Annotated in this window: 13 protein-coding genes; 5 read left to right on the forward strand and 8 right to left on the reverse strand. The window is 72.3% G+C overall.

Features of this window, described 5'->3' with window-relative positions:
* Positions 1-27: 27 nt before the first annotated feature.
* Both IE250_RS05225 and IE250_RS05230 read right to left on the reverse strand, forming a co-directional pair.
* Complete coding sequence (locus IE250_RS05225) at positions 28-1,242, reverse strand: trans-sulfuration enzyme family protein (RefSeq protein ID WP_189668142.1); 1,215 nt, start codon at positions 1,240-1,242, stop codon at positions 28-30.
* A gap of 49 nt (positions 1,243-1,291) precedes the next feature.
* Positions 1,292-2,293, reverse strand: a complete 1,002-nt coding sequence (locus IE250_RS05230) for a GlxA family transcriptional regulator (RefSeq protein ID WP_189668143.1) — start codon at positions 2,291-2,293, stop codon at positions 1,292-1,294.
* A gap of 71 nt (positions 2,294-2,364) precedes the next feature.
* On the opposite strand from IE250_RS05230, the gene IE250_RS05235 reads away from it, so the two are divergent.
* Positions 2,365-3,690: an MFS transporter gene (locus tag IE250_RS05235; protein WP_189668144.1), complete on the forward strand. Its 1,326-nt coding sequence runs from the start codon at positions 2,365-2,367 to the stop codon at positions 3,688-3,690.
* A gap of 19 nt (positions 3,691-3,709) precedes the next feature.
* Positions 3,710-4,399: an AMIN-like domain-containing (lipo)protein gene (locus tag IE250_RS05240; protein ID WP_189668145.1), complete on the forward strand. Its 690-nt coding sequence runs from the start codon at positions 3,710-3,712 to the stop codon at positions 4,397-4,399.
* Between the two features lie 78 nt (positions 4,400-4,477).
* On the opposite strand, the gene IE250_RS05245 is transcribed toward IE250_RS05240, so the two are convergent.
* The 3 genes from IE250_RS05245 to murA form a co-directional block, all read right to left on the reverse strand.
* Positions 4,478-5,545, reverse strand: coding sequence for an NAD(P)H-dependent glycerol-3-phosphate dehydrogenase (locus tag IE250_RS05245; protein WP_268247782.1), 1,068 nt, complete (start codon positions 5,543-5,545; stop codon positions 4,478-4,480).
* Entirely contained in the window at positions 5,542-6,270 is a 729-nt protein-coding gene (locus IE250_RS05250; RefSeq protein WP_189668146.1) for a lysophospholipid acyltransferase family protein, read from the reverse strand. The genes IE250_RS05245 and IE250_RS05250 overlap by 4 nt, the downstream gene beginning before the upstream one ends.
* A 189-nt stretch (positions 6,271-6,459) precedes the next feature.
* Complete coding sequence (gene murA / locus IE250_RS05255; RefSeq protein WP_189668147.1) at positions 6,460-7,776, reverse strand: UDP-N-acetylglucosamine 1-carboxyvinyltransferase; 1,317 nt, start codon at positions 7,774-7,776, stop codon at positions 6,460-6,462.
* 293 nt (positions 7,777-8,069) lie between these two features.
* Here murA and IE250_RS05260 point away from each other — a divergent pair, with 293 nt between their 5' ends.
* On the forward strand, positions 8,070-9,449 hold the full coding sequence (locus IE250_RS05260) for an MFS transporter (protein WP_189668148.1): 1,380 nt from the start codon (positions 8,070-8,072) through the stop codon (positions 9,447-9,449).
* 44 nt (positions 9,450-9,493) lie between these two features.
* Here the strand turns inward: IE250_RS05260 and IE250_RS05265 are convergent, their stop codons facing one another.
* From IE250_RS05265 to IE250_RS05275, 3 genes are read right to left on the reverse strand one after another with little or no spacing between them, the layout of a single operon-like run.
* The gene (locus tag IE250_RS05265; protein WP_229872138.1) at positions 9,494-10,423 is read right to left on the reverse strand and encodes an ABC transporter permease subunit; all 930 of its coding nucleotides are present in this window, start codon (positions 10,421-10,423) and stop codon (positions 9,494-9,496) included.
* Positions 10,420-11,448, reverse strand: coding sequence for an ABC transporter ATP-binding protein (locus IE250_RS05270; RefSeq protein WP_229872139.1), 1,029 nt, complete (start codon positions 11,446-11,448; stop codon positions 10,420-10,422). The genes IE250_RS05265 and IE250_RS05270 overlap by 4 nt, the downstream gene beginning before the upstream one ends.
* Positions 11,445-12,515, reverse strand: coding sequence for a LolA family protein (locus IE250_RS05275; RefSeq protein ID WP_189668149.1), 1,071 nt, complete (start codon positions 12,513-12,515; stop codon positions 11,445-11,447). Before IE250_RS05275 ends, IE250_RS05270 begins: the two co-directional genes overlap by 4 nt.
* A gap of 176 nt (positions 12,516-12,691) precedes the next feature.
* On the opposite strand from IE250_RS05275, the gene IE250_RS05280 reads away from it, so the two are divergent.
* Positions 12,692-13,375, forward strand: a complete 684-nt coding sequence (locus tag IE250_RS05280; RefSeq protein WP_229872140.1) for a response regulator transcription factor — start codon at positions 12,692-12,694, stop codon at positions 13,373-13,375.
* A 32-nt stretch (positions 13,376-13,407) separates the two neighbouring features.
* The gene (locus tag IE250_RS05285; RefSeq protein ID WP_229872141.1) at positions 13,408-14,721 is read left to right on the forward strand and encodes a sensor histidine kinase; all 1,314 of its coding nucleotides are present in this window, start codon (positions 13,408-13,410) and stop codon (positions 14,719-14,721) included.
* Positions 14,722-14,765: the final 44 nt, after the last annotated feature.

A 14,765-nucleotide genomic window follows, 5' to 3' on the forward strand; every position in this document is an offset into this window, starting at 1 on the left:
CGGTCGCGCCCACAACCAAGGGTTTCCTCAGGAGCGGAGGGCCTGGTCCAGGTCTGCCCAGAGGTCCTCGACGTCCTCGATGCCGACCGACAGGCGCAGCAGGTCCACGGGCACGGTCGGCGCCTCGGTGCCCCAGCGGCGTCGGCGCTCCAGCATGGACTCCACCCCGCCGAGCGACGTGGCGGGGAGCCACAGACGCACCGCGTTCACGACGGCGTCCGCCCGCTCGATCGCGGCCGCCTCGCCGGACGCGGCCCGCTGCTTCGGCCGCACCCCGATGATCGCGCCGAAGCCGTTCATCTGCGCCTTCGCGCGCTCGTGCCCGGGGTCGCCGGGCAGAGAGGGGTGCCGCACCTCGGCGACCTCGGGGTGGTCCGCGAGACGCCGGGCGAGCTCGGCGGCGTTCGCCTGTGCGCGCTCGAAGCGCAGCGCGAGGGTGCGGAGGCCGCGCAGGGCCAGCCACACCTCGAACGGTCCGGCGATCGCGCCGTGCAGCATGCGGTGCTCGCGGAGGACGGCGGCCAGCTCGGCATCGCGCGTCACGAGCGCGCCGAGCACGACGTCGGAGTGGCCGGCCAGGTACTTGGTGACCGAGTGGAGCACGATGTCGGCGCCGTGCTCCAGCGGCCGCTGCCCCAGGGGCGTCGCGAACGTGTTGTCGACGACCGAGCGCACCCCCCGTGCGCGGGCCGCACCGAGGACGGCGGGCAGGTCCGCTACCTCCAGCATCGGGTTGGTCGGCGACTCGACGAGCAGCAGGTCGGCGCCTTCGAGCGCCGCGACCACGGCGTCGGTGTCCGCGATGTCGACGTGCCGCAGGGTCACGCCGTGCTTGTCGCTGATCTGGTCGGCGAGCACCATGCCCGCCTGGTAGGCGTGCCGCGGCAGCACGATGGTGCCGCCGTCGGGCACCAGGGAGAAGACGGCGGCGATCGCCGCCATGCCCGACGAGAACACGAGCGCCTCACCGCCGGCCGCCGCGCCGCTGCCCGGGCCGCCTGAGTCGGCCGCGCCGGACTCCAGCGCGACGAGCGCCTCCTCGAACGGGTGCCACGCGTCGTTGTCGCCGCGCGAGTACGACAGCTCGCCGGGCGTGATCACGCCACGCGACACGTACGTCGAGTTCAGCGGGAGGGACGGGTTGATGTGCCCGCCCTGGGCGCGGGCAGGGCGCCCGGCGGAGACGACGACGGTGGCGGGTGCGAGAGCGGTCGACGGACGGTGCTCGGGGGCGGTGCTCATGCTGGCGAGGATACGGCGGCCTGGGCGTCGACTGCCGGATCGTCCGAGCTCAGGCCGCCTGGCGGAAGGTCCTCCGGTACGCCGTCGGCGTGACGCCGAGCGTCGCGCTGACGTGTGCCCGCAATGACTGTGCCGTACCGAAACCGCACCGTCGCGCGACCTGCTCGACCGAGAGGTCGGAGGACTCCAGCAGGGTCCGCGCATGCTCGACCCGCTGCCGGAGGAGCCACTGGCCGGGGCTCTCGCCGGTCTCTTCGCGGAACCGCCGGGTGAACGTCCGCACCGACATCGAGGCGTGCCGGGCCATGGCGGCCAGCGTCACCGGCTCGGCCAGCCGTTCCGCCGCCCAGGCGCGGGTCGCGGCGGTTCCAGGCCCGTCGGCGTCGGGCAGGGGGCGGGCGATGTACTGCGCCTGGCCGCCGTCCCGGTGCGGCGGCACGACGGTGCGGCGGGCGACGTCGAGCGCGACGGCGGCGCCGTGATCACGCCGCACGACATGCAGACACAGGTCGATCCCGGAGGCGACACCCGCCGCGGTGAGCACGTCGCCGTCGTCCGTGTACAGCACGCCGGGGTCCATGTTGACGCGCGGAAAGAGGCTCTGGAAGTGCTCGGCCGAGCTCCAGTGCGTCGTGGCCGGGCGGCCGTCGAGGATCCCGGCGGCGGCGAGCGTGAATGCGCCGATGCAGATCGACATGAGCCGGGTGCCCGGCCGAATGCGCCGGAAGGCGTCCTCGAGCTCCGGGGTGAGGCGGCCCTCGTCGTACACCGGCCCGAACTCGTGCGACGCGGGGACGACCACCGTGTCCGCCGTCTCCAGGGCCTCGGGGCCGTGCGCCACCTGCACCACCACGTCCGAGTCGGACTGCACCGGACCCGGCGCGCCGGCAGTGCAGGTCACGACCTCGTAGAGGGGCCGTCGCTCGGCGTCACGCGCGATGCCGAAGATTCGGTGCGCGATCCCGAGCTCGAACGGGATGAACCCGTCGACGATCAGGACGGCAACCCGATGCGGGTCCGGTTCCGACGAAGCGGTGAGTGATCGTGCCATGGCCCGATCCTATTGGACCGTGACCTTCTGGTCACTGTCCCCGACCGCGCCGCTCCCGCAGGCTGGGGTCCATGTCGCAGATCAGCACGCCAGTGCCCGACGCCGAGGACACGTCGGCCCAGTCCTCGGACCGCCGCCGTCGGACCCCCCGCATCCACCCCGCCTGGTGGGTGGCCGCGGTCAGCTTCGTGACCGTCATGAGCGCCGCCGCGTTCACCGCCGCTCCCGGCCTGTTCGTGGAACCGCTGAACGCGGAGCTCGGCTGGTCGCGCGCGACCATCGGCTTCGGCGTCGGCCTGCAGGTCATCCTGTACGGGCTGACGGCGCCGTTCGCCGCAGCGCTCATGGACCGGTTCGGCATGCGGCCGGTGGTCACCGCCGCGCTCGTCGTCATCACGGCCGGCGCCCTCTCGACGGTATGGATGTCGGAGCCATGGCAGTTCGTGCTCGGCTGGGGGGTCCTGGTCGGGGTGGGCAGCGGCAGCATGGCGCTGGCGTTCACCGCGACGGTGACCGGGCGCTGGTTCGTGGCCCGGCGCGGCCTGGTCAGCGGCGTGCTCACGGCGGCGACGGCGTCGGGCCAGCTCGTGTTCCTGCCCCTGCTCGCGTGGATCGTCGAGCACCAGGGCTGGCGCCCAGCGTCGGTCACCGTAGCCATCGCCGCGCTCGTGGCGATCCCGCTAGTGCTGTTCCTGCTGCGTGACCACCCCGCGGACCTCGGGCTCGCACCCTACGGCGGCGCGTACGTGCCGAAGCCCGCGCCGGCCCGCGGCGCGGCCAAGCGCGCAGTCACCGCGCTGTTCGACGCCGCCCGCACCGGCCCGTTCTGGCTCCTCGCCGGGGCGTTCGCGATCTGCGGCGCGACGACGAACGGACTGGTCCGCACGCACTTCGTGCCCGGCGCGCACGACCACGGCATGCCGATCACGGTCGCCGCGAGCCTGCTCGCAGTCATCGGGGTCGTGGACGTGATCGGCACGATCGGGTCGGGCTGGCTGACCGACCGCTACTCGCCCCGCGTCCTGCTGGGCGTCTACTACGCGCTGCGCGGTGTCTCGCTGCTGTTCCTGCCGTCGCTCATGGCGCCGCACGTGGAGGCGCCCATGCTGTTCTTCATCGTCTTCTACGGGCTGGACTGGGTGGCGACCGTGCCGCCCACCCTCGCCCTGTGCCGCGAGTTCTACGGCGAGGACGCGCCGATCGTGTTCGGCTGGGTGCTCGCGTCGCACCAGGTCGGCGCCGGGGTCGTGGCGTTCGCTGGGGGCCTGGTTCGCGACGTCACCGGCTCGTACGACGCGGTCTGGTACGGCGCGGGCGCCCTGTGCGCGGGTGCCGCTCTGATGTCGCTGGTGATCCGGCGAAACCGTAACCGAATCGCCGACTTCGCGAACGTGTGAAGCACCTACAGTTGAAGGTATGGGACGAGCCGGACATCTGACAGCCCTGGCAGCAGCAGCCGTGGCGCTGCTCCTGGCCGGCTGCACCAGTGGTCAGGCAGGCCCCGACGAGCCGTTGTCCGGCGTGTCCAGCCCTACGCCCACCGCCTCGGAGACGGCCGACCCGTCGCCGTCCGACACCCGGGCCGCAGAGGATCCGGGGTCGGGCGACGAGACACCCACGCCGAACGCCTCGGCGACCGAGGTCGCCACGGGTCCGGCCTTCTCCGCGAACACGCGGCCCGACACCGCCGAGCCCCAGGGCGCCGGCGCGACCTTCCTGTCCGTCACGGACATCCGCGTCGCCGAGCACGACGGCTACGACCGCATTGTGTTCGACCTCGCCGGCAGGGGCAGCGGCAAGCCCGGCTGGCGCGTCGAGTACGTGGACTTGGCGACCGACGACGGCTCAGGGCAACCTGTCGAGGTCGACGGCGACGCGATCCTGCGCGTGTCGCTGTCGGGCACGGCGACCCCGACGGACAGCGGCGTCGAGGAGTACTCGGGCGACCACATCCAGCCGGGCACGGAGGCGGTGGACGAGATCGTGTACCGCTACTGGTTCGAGGGATACACGACGGCGTTCATCGGGGTGGACGAGACCGAGCGCCCGTTCCGCGTGTTCCTCCTGGAGAACCCGACCCGGGTCGTGCTGGACATCCAGCACTGACCGACCACCACGAGCTCGATCCGCTGGGTCTCGACAGGCTCGACCCGCGGGTACCGCGGGTCTCCCCCGCGGGTGGCGTCAGCCAGCGACCTCGGACTTCTGGGGCCGCGCGAGCAGCGCCGCCGCGAGGTCGGACAGGGGCAGGTTCCCGGCCAGCACCTCGACCACTCCGGCCGTGATCGGCATCTCGACGTCGTGCGCCCGCGCCAGCTCCAGGACCGACTGCGACGACTTCACGCCCTCGGCCGTGCCGCCGGTCGCCTTGATCGCCTCCTCGAGCGTGAGCCCCTCGCCGACGTGCTTGCCGAGCCGGTGGTTGCGCGACAGCGGAGACGCGCACGTCGCCGTCAGGTCGCCCATGCCGGCCAGCCCGGAGAACGTGGCGGCGTCGGCCCCCAGCGCGAGGCCGAGGCGCGTGATCTCCACGAGGCCGCGCGTGATGAGCGTCGCCAGCGTGTTCCAGCCGAAGCCGCGGCCCTGGGCCATGCCCGCCGCCAGGGCGATGATGTTCTTCACCGCGCCGCACAGCTCCACGCCCACCACGTCGGTGTTCGTGTACGGGCGGAAGTAACCGGTCGCGCACGCCGAGGCCACCAGCTGCGCCGTGGCCTCGCTGCGCGAGGCGACCACGGTCGCCGTCGGCTGCCGCTCCGCGATCTCCGGCGCCAGGTTGGGCCCGGAGACGACGGCGACGCGCTCGTCCGGCAGGTCCAGCACCTCGGCCATGACCTGGCTCATGCGCTTGTCCGTGCCGAGCTCCACGCCCTTCATCAGGGAGACGACGACGGCGTCCGGCGTCGCCAGCTCGTGCACCAGGTCCTTCATCGACTCCAGGGTCGCCCGGGCGACCTGGGACGGCACCGAGACGACCACTATGGACGCGCCCCGCAGGGCGACGGCCGGGTCGGTGGTGCCGTGCATCGCGGGCAGCTGCACGCCCGGCAGGTACTTCTCGTTGCGGTGCGTCCGGTCGACGGCATCCAGCACTGCGGCGTCGCGGCCCCACAGGGTGACGTCGCACCCGGCGTCGGCCAGGACCAGCGCGAACGTGGTGCCCATCGAGCCCGCGCCGAGCACGGCGACCTTGGGCCGTGCCGCAGTTGCGGAAGCCTGCTCCGGCTGTGTCTGCTCCGTCGGGGCGCTCACGGGCGCTCCACCGGCGGGTAGTTCGTCATCTTGGCCTCGTACTCCGGGTGCTTGCGCAGGTCGAACCGTGGCTTGGGCGCCACCTCGCCGCGAATCTGCTCGAGCTCCGCGGTGATGGCATCCATGATCCGGGACGTGGCCTCGCGCAGCGTGGCGGTGTCCTGGGGCCGGTCGTAGAGGTCGCTCAGGTCCACGGGCGGGCCGGTCTGGATGGTCACCTTCTTGCGGGGGAACGGCTTCGGCAGCCGTCCGTACCGCGCCAGGATGTCGGTGACCCCCCACTGCGCGACCGGGAGCACCGGCAGGCGCGTCGTCAGCGCGATGCGGGCCACGCCGGTCTTGCCCTCCATCGGCCAGTACTCGGGGTCCCGCGTCAGGGTCCCTTCGGGCAGGATCGCCACGCAGGCGCCGTCGCCGAGCTGGGCCGCGGCGTCCTTCAGGGACTCGGTCGCCCTGGCCGACTCCCGGTCCACCGGGATCATCTTGGTGGCCCGCAGGGCCCACCCCGTCAGCGGCGACGTGAACAGGCCGCGCTTGGCCAGGATGCGCGGCTCGCGGCCGTTGTCGAAGAGGTAGTGCGCCAGCGTCAGAGCGTCGAGCTCGGTGACGTGGTTGGCCGCGGCGATGAACCCGCCCTTGGCCGGAAAGTTCTCCCCGCCCTTCCAGTCGTACCTGCACAGCGAGAACATGAGGTTCCGCACGATGAACGCGACGAAGCGATACATGCGTGACTCAGGGCGTGGGATGGGCACGGTCCAGAAGAATACTCGGGTCCACCACAAATGCGGCCCTCCCCGTGCGCCGAGGTAGAACCAGGGCGAGATAGAACTCTGGCGAAGTAGAACCCACGCGCTGTGGTTCTACTTCGCCCGAGTTCTATCTCGCCCTGGTTCCATCTCGGCGAGGAGCGGGGGTCAGCCGCGGACCACCTCCGCGCCGAGGGCTTCCAGCTTGTCCTGGAAGTTCTCGTAGCCGCGGTCGATCAGGCCGATGCCGCGCACCGTGGACCGGCCCTTGGCGGCGAGCGCCGCGATCAGGTGCGAGAACCCGCCGCGCAGGTCGGGCACCTCGATGTCGGCCGCGGTGAGCGGCGTCGGGCCGGAGACGACGGCGGAGTGGTGGAAGTTGCGCTGGCCGAACCGGCAGTCGCGACCGCCCAGGCACTCCTTGTAGACCTGGATGGTGGCGCCCATCTTGCGCAGCGCGTCCGTGAAGCCGAAGCGGTTCTCGTACACGGTCTCGTGCACGATCGACAGGCCGGTGGCCTGCGTGAGCGCGACGACGAGCGGCTGCTGCCAGTCGGTCATGAAGCCGGGGTGCACGTCGGTCTCCAGCACGATGGACTTCAGGTCGCCGCCTGCGTGCCAGAAGCGGATGCCGTCGTCCTGCACCTCGAACCGGCCGCCGACCTTCCGGAAGGTGTTGAGGAACGTCATCATCTCGGGCTGGGTGGCGCCCTTGACGGTGATGTCGCCGCCCGTGGCGAGGGCCGCCGCGGCCCAGGACGCGGTCTCGATCCGGTCGTTGAGGGCGGTGTGGGTGTAGCCCTCGAGGCGGTCCACGCCCTCGATGCGGATCACGCGGTCCGTGTCGACGGAGATGATGGCGCCCATCTTCTGCAGCACCGCGATGAGGTCCATGATCTCGGGCTCGATCGCCGCGCCCGAGAGCTCGGTGATGCCGTCCGCGCGGACCGCCGTGAGCAGCGTCTGCTCGGTGGCGCCCACCGACGGGTACGGCAGGGAGATCTTGGCACCGTGCAGTCGCCGCGGCGCCCGCAGGTGGATGCCGTTGGGCCGCTTGTCGACGACGGCGCCGAACTGGCGCAGGATGTCGAGGTGGTAGTCGATCGGCCGGTCGCCGATGCGGCAGCCGCCCAGGTCGGGGATGAATGCTTCGCCGAGCCGGTGCAGCAGGGGCCCGCAGAACAGGATCGGGATGCGGCTGGAGCCGGCGTGGGCGTCGATGTCGGCCACGTGGGCCGACTCCACGTTGGACGGGTCGAGATCCAGGATGCCCGCGTCGGTGTCGTACTTGACGTTGACACCGTGCAGGTCCAGGAGCCCCGAGACGACCTTGACGTCACGAATCTGCGGTACGTTCCGCAGGACGCTGGGGGTCTCCCCCAGCAGGGAAGCAACCATGGACTTCGACACGAAGTTCTTTGCGCCTCGAACGGTGATGGTCCCGTTCAACGGGTTGCCGCCATTCACATACAGCAGATCGTTCATATCCTCGTCGTCGTCTCTTCGTTCCGATGCTGGATTTTCAATGGCGGAGCCGGGGCGCCCGCTCGATCCTGCCCCTGACCGCCGGTCGTGCCAACACGTGGCCCGGCGGGAGTATTCACCGTTCACTACACCTTCACTCCGGGCGCACTCAGTCGCAGGTCGACACGCCGTCCGCACTGCGTTCGCCCGCAAAGTTCGCCCGCAAAGTCGTGGTCGGCAGCCTACGTCAAGGGTCCATCCATACTCCGAGACGTCGCTCCCGGATCGCGGACGCCCTGCCTAGTGTCGCGCGCATGAGCACACCCGTTACGCCGACCGCCGGGACCGCCCAGGGCGGGCAGAGCACGCCCGCCGGCAACCCCCGTGGCCGCGTCGTCGTCGCCTCCCTCATCGGTACATCGATCGAGTTCTACGACTTCTACATCTACGCGACCGCCGCCTCGCTGGTCTTCCCCGCCCTGTTCTTCCCGAACGCCGCGGACCCCACCACGCAGCTCCTGTCGTCGTTCGCCGTGTTCGGCGTCGCCTTCGTGGCGCGGCCGGTCGGCTCGGTTCTGTTCGGGCACTTCGGCGACCGCGTCGGCCGCAAGGCGACCCTCGTGGCGTCGCTGCTCACGATGGGGATCGCGACGATCCTGATCGGCCTCATCCCCGCGGCGTCCACGCCGGGCTGGGCTGTGGCCGCCCCTGCCGTGCTCGTGCTGTGCCGGTTCGCCCAGGGCCTCGGCCTCGGCGGTGAGTGGAGCGGCGCCGCGCTGCTCGCCACGGAGAACGCCCCCCAGGGCAAGCGCGCCATCTACGGCACGTTCCCGCAGCTCGGCGCGCCAATCGGCTTCATCCTCGCCAACACCGTGTTCATCTCCCTGTCGACCGCGCTCTCGCCCGAGCAGTTCGCCGACTGGGGCTGGCGCATCCCGTTCCTCGCGTCCGCCGTCCTCGTGATCGTCGGCCTGTGGGTGCGGCTCTCGCTGCTCGAGACGCCGGCGTTCCGCAAGGTTGTCGAGGCCGAGGCCGTCGCGAAGGTGCCGGTGGCCCGTGTGTTCCGCACCTCGTGGAAGCAGATCGTGTCGGGCACGTTCATCATGCTGGCCACGTACGCGCTGTTCTACCTGATGACGACGTTCACGCTGAACTACGGCATCGCCTCGACCGCGCCCACCGACGGCTCCCCCGCCGGCCTGGGCTACGAGAAGATCGACTTCCTCTGGATGCTGATCATCGGCGTCGTGTTCTTCGGCATCTTCACGCTGGTCTCCGGGCCGATGGCGGAGAAGTTCGGCCGGCGCGCGCACCTCATCTGGGTCACCGTCGCGATCGTGCTGTTCGGCGGCCTGTTCGTGCCCCTGTTCTCCGCGGGCCACATCGGCGTGCAGACCCTGCTGATCCTCGGCTTCACGCTGATGGGGCTCACGTTCGGCCCGATGGCCGCCGTCCTGCCCGAGCTGTTCCCGGCCAACGTGCGGTACACAGGCTCCGCGGTCGCGTACAACCTGTCGTCGGTGCTCGGCGCGGCCGTGGCGCCGTTCATCGCGGTGTGGCTGTGGGCCAAGGCCGACGGCTCCCCCGTGCTGGTGGGCATCTACCTCTCCGCGATGGCCGTGATCACGCTCGTGGCGCTGCTCCTGGAGCGCGAGACGCGCGACGTCGCCTACGACGACAACGTCACGGCCTGACGCACGGCCCGACGGCTCGGCCGTCACGACCCGCGACGGCTGGCTCAGCCGTCGCGGGTCGTGATGCGGGCGTAGGCCAGGGACATGCCGATGGCGAGGTAGCACAGCGCCCGGAACGCTCCCTCGCCCAGGCCGTCGAACGACACCGGGTCCCGGATCAGGTCGACCAGGCTGGTCACCGATGTCGGCAGCAGGTACGGGTGCAGCCAGTCCAGCGCCGAGATCTGCATCAGGACCCCGGAGACGATCAGACCGCCGAGCACGCTCACCACCACCACCATGGGGTGCTCGGTGGACGCCGAGATGGCCAGCGCTACGGCACCGACCGCCATCAGGTACACGGTGGCCCAGGCGACGGCTATGGCAAGGCGCCACAGCACGTCCGCGACCGACAGCTCGGTCCCGGACATCGACACCAGGCCGTCGGTCCCGGCAAGGACGAGCCCCGTCACCAGGCCGGACGTGACGACCAGCGCGGACGCGGCCAGGGCGACGACGAGCACGCCCACCGCCTTGACCACCAGCAGCCGGCCCCGGGCCACGGGTGCGAGCAGCCAGCCGCGCATCGCGCCGTGGGACTGCTCGCCGGCCAGGGCGTCGCCGCTCGCCATCGCCACCGTGAGCGGCAGCAGGAGCATCAGCAGCGTCATCAGCGACCCCAGCGGCAGCACAAAGGCGCTGGTGGCCATGGTCACGAAGATCGGCGGCTCGCCGCCGGGCCCGCCGGGGCCGCCGCCGCCGGGGCCGGCTGGAGCGGAGGCGCCCTGACCGTCCATCGTCAGGTCGACGGCCACACCGGTGATCACCGGGAGCGCGGCGAGCAGGCCCAGCACGGCCAGCGTCCTCGGCCGCCGGAAGATCCACCGCACCTCGGCCCGGAGCAGACGCGTGATCGGGGCGCGCCGCCGGTCGGGCAGGACCCCGGAGGGGACGGCGTCCGCCTCCGGCAGCGCCATCGGGCCTTGGGTGGTCATCGCGCCCTGCCTTCCTGAGCCACGGCCGGTTCGTCGGCGTCCAGCTCGCCGACCACCTCGCCGACGTCGTGCGTCAGCCGCGCGAAGGCCTCCTCCAGCCCGGTGCGCTCCCGCCGGGCCTCGTCCACGCCGACGCCCGCACGGACCAGCGTCTCGATCACCGTCGCGGGCGCCGTCGTCGTGATGTCCACGCGGACGCCGTCCGGCGCGAGCCGCGCGGGGATCCGATGGTCCCGCAGGGTGTCGACGGCCCACGCGCCGTCGGGCGTGGACACGAGCAGCGTGGGGCTACCGGACTCCAGCAGGTCGTCGAGCGCGCCCTGCGCCACGACCACGCCCTCGTTCAGCACGACCACGTGGGTGCAGGTGGCCTCGACCTCCGCCAGCAGGTGCGACGAGACGAGCACCGTCACGCCGTTGTCGTGCAGCTCCGCGATGATCCGGCGGACCTCCTGCGTACCCGCCGGATCGAGACCGTTCGTCGGCTCGTCCAGCACGACGAGCCTGCGCGGCGCCAGCAGCGCCGAGGCGAGCCCCAGGCGCTGCTTCATGCCCAGCGAGTACGCGCGGTACTTCCTTCTGGCCGCGTCCGCGAGGCCGACCCGCTCCAGCGCGGCGGACACCGCGCCGTCCAGCTGCCCGCCGGCCAGGAACGGCTCTGCGGCGGCGAACCGCAGCAGGTTCTCCCGTCCGGACAGGAACGGGTGGAAGCCCGGCCCCTCCACCAGCGCCCCGACGTGTGGCAGCACCCGGTCGAGCTCCCCGGGCACAGGCACCCCCAGCAGCTCGATCTCCCCCTCGGTCGGCTGGACGAGGCCGAGCAGCATCCGGATGGTCGTCGTCTTGCCCGAGCCGTTCGGCCCCAGCATCCCGACCACTGCACCCTCCGGGACCTCCAGGTCGACGCCGTCCACGGCGACCGTGCCGCGATAGACCTTGCGCAGCCCCCGGGTGCGCGCCGCGAAGGCGGTACCGGAGCCCTTCCCGGGCCCCGGTACCGCCTCTTCGGCGCGCGCTGTGGTCACTCCTGGTCCAGGGCGTCGACGAGCACCTGCAGCGGCACCGCGCCGGCCGCGATCCGGCCGTCCTGCGTGATGACCGCGCCGCCGACTGCGATCTGGACGTGGGACCCGGAACCGAACTCACCGGTCACCGGCTCACCGATCTGCTGCAGGACGGCGGCGAGATCCTGCCCGCTCTCCGCGGAGCCCTCGGCCGGCGCTGCGGCAGGTGCCTCGACGATCACCACCGTGTCCCAGCCGTCGCCGACCGTCGTCGCACGCTGCTCGGCGCCCTCGGCGTCGTGCTCGCCGGCCGCACGGGCGACGTCGTCGGCCTCGGTGGTCTCGACCTCGGCGCCCTCCGGCGGCGTGAACTCGAACAGCTCAGCGTCCTGCGCGCCGAGCTCGAACTCGACGAAGCCGAGCGACAGGACGGGTTCCGACCTGCCGTTGGCGAACATGTCGAACCGCAGCGGGACGCGCGTCTCCTCGTCGATCGCCACCGTGATCTCCCGCAGCAGCGTCTTCTCCGACGGCTTCGGCGTCAGCACCAGCTCGTACGCGGCGCGGTCCGCGACCCGCGCCGTGCCGTCCACGAAGATGTCGCTGGTCGGCCGCAGTCGCTCGATGATCTCGGCCGCAGCCTGTGCCGGGTCCGCCATCTCGCCCTCTGCGTGCCCCCTGGCGGCTGCGGCGTCGGCGTCGTCCCAGGTGAGGCGCTTCGCGGTGTTCTCCTGCGAGTCGTAGGCCCACGCCTCGTCCGTGTTCTTCACGAACGTCAGCTCCGACGCCTCCCGCTCGACCTGGACCCGAGCGCCCTCCTCGCCGTCGTGGAACACCCGCACCGACTCGAAGTCGAGCGCCTCCATCCCGGGTACGGCGGGCAGCCCGAGCTCGTTCTGCATCTCGGCCACGCCTGAGAACGCGGGCGGCTGGGCCGCCAGTGTCGAGGTGACCAGCTGCTCCGCGTCGATCGGGGGCAGCACCGGATCGTCGTCCGCGCCTGCGGGCAGCGCGGTCAGCGCCAGACCCGCGAGCCCGGCGGCGATGCCCGACCCGGCAGCGACCAGCGCCTTCGTCCTCGGCCTCATGTCCCGCTCCTTCGCTCTTACGAACCAGTGTGCTGTACCCGACACCTTCAACGATGCCCCCTGGCTGCTGAGACCTCCCTGAGAGGGTGCCTCCGGCTGAGATCGCGCTGAGAGCAGGGCCGGGATGCTCCGGTCGGAATGCACCGATGGCGGCCGCGTGCGGCATGCTGGCAGGCATGAGACCGCAGATCCTCGTGGTCGACGACGAGCCGGGTGTGCGCAAGGCCCTGGATCGCGGCCTGCGCGCGGAGGGCATGGACGTCACGGTCGCCGCCGACGGGCCGACGGCGCTGCGGCTGGCGCGCACCGGGTCGTTCGACGCGATCCTGCTGGACATCATGATCCCCGGCCTGTCCGGGTACCGCGTGCTGCAGGAGCTGCGGTCGGCCGGGGTCACGACACCAGTGCTGTTCGTGTCGGCGAAGGACGGCGAGGTGGACCAGGCCGACGGGCTGGACCTCGGCGCTGACGGCTACCTGGTCAAACCGTTCTCCTTCGTGGTGCTGCTCGCGCAGCTGCGTGCCGTCCTGCGCCGCGCGGCCGCGGGAACCGCGCGGGGCCGGATCCGGCTCGGACCGCTGACGATCGACCGCGGGGCGCGCGCCGTGCGGTACAACGACGTCGACGTCCCGCTGAGCCCGCGCGAGTACGCGCTGCTGGCGGCGCTGGCCTCGCGGTCCGGGACGGTGTGGACCAAGCAGGAGCTGCTGAACGAGGTCTGGGGCGACGAGCAGGCCGCGACCAGGAACGTCGTCGAGGTGTACGTCGGCTATCTGCGCCGCAAGCTGTCCGCGGTCGGTGCCGAGGACCTGGTGCGGACCGTCCGGGGGCACGGGTACCAGCTCGGAGGGCCCGACTAGTGCGGGCGTCGTCGGGTGGGCGCTGGGCGGGCGTGTCGCTGCGCCTGCGGATCACCGCCCTCGCCACGGCGGTCACCCTGGCATGCCTGCTGGGTCTGGCGATGGTCGCCGGCCGGGGCCTCGGGCCGTTGCTGACGAACGCCGTGGACGACGAGCTCCAGGCCGCGCTGAGCGGCGCCGCCCGCGACGTCGTCGCCGGCCGGGCGCCCGCCTCCCCCGACGGTCTGGAGGTGCGCGTGCTGGACACCGCGGGCGGCTCCGCCGACGACGGCGCGCCACCGGTCCTGACCCGCGATCAGGTCCGCACCCTGAAGGCGGGCACGCCGGTCACCGCGGGCGACGCCCAGCCCGTCCGATGGCACGGCGTCGTCGCCACCGCTCCCGACGGGAGCCAACGGCTCGTGGTCGTCGGGACGGGTCTCGTGGGGCAGCAGGCCGCCAAGGACTCGGGCGGCCGGTGGTTGCTGGTCACCGCGCTCGTCGGGTCCGTGGTGGCCGGGGTCGCGATCTGGTTCGCCGTCGGGTCGGCGCTGCTCCCGGTCGCCCGGATGCGCCAGTCCGTCCGCCGTCTCGCGCCCGGCGCCCGCGTGGCGGTGCCCGACGCCGCGGCGGGCGAGCTGCGCGCCCTGGCCGACGACTTCAACGTCCTGCTCGACCGCCAGGACGCCGTCACGGAACGACTGCGGCGGTTCACGGGTGACGCGGCGCACGAGCTGCGGTCCCCCGTGGCGTCCATCCGCGTGCAGTCGGAGGTCGCGGTGGCCAATCCCGACCCACAGCTCTCGCAGGAGGTGCACGCCGACGTCCTCGCGGACGCCGAACGGCTGTCTGCTTTGCTCGACGGGCTGATGGCGCTGGCGCGTTCGGACGCCGGGGAGCTGCCGCCGGCCGACTCCGTCGACCTGGTCGGCGAGGTGCGTGCGGCGGTGGCGCGCACGGGGGTAGTAGGCGCGGCGGAGCAGCCGGTTCCGATAGTGGTCAACGCGATGACCGCCCAGGCCTGGGCGGCCGCGGCGCACACCGAGACCGAGCTCGTCCTGGACAACCTGCTGCGCAACGCCTGCCAGTACACGCGAACGCGGGTCGTGGTGTCGGTCCTCGCCGGCCGGTCCACCGTCCGCGTGCTGGTCGACGACGACGGCCCGGGCGTCCAGCCGGAGCACCGCGCGAGGGTCTTCGACCGCTTCTACCGGGTCTCGGACGACCGCTCGCGTTCGTCCGGCGGCGCCGGCCTCGGCCTGGCGCTGGTCGCCGAGCTCGTCCGCCGCCGGGGCGGCCGGGTCGCCGTCGGCGAGTCGCCCGACGGCGGCGCCCGGTTCACGGTCGTGTGGCCCCGGGCCGACTGAGCAGGGCCGGCAGTGCCCGGCTCAAGGCCCCGGCCGGCCGCCGT

The sequence above is a fragment of the Promicromonospora soli genome (assembly GCF_014653785.1).
Classification (GTDB): domain Bacteria; phylum Actinomycetota; class Actinomycetes; order Actinomycetales; family Cellulomonadaceae; genus Promicromonospora; species Promicromonospora soli.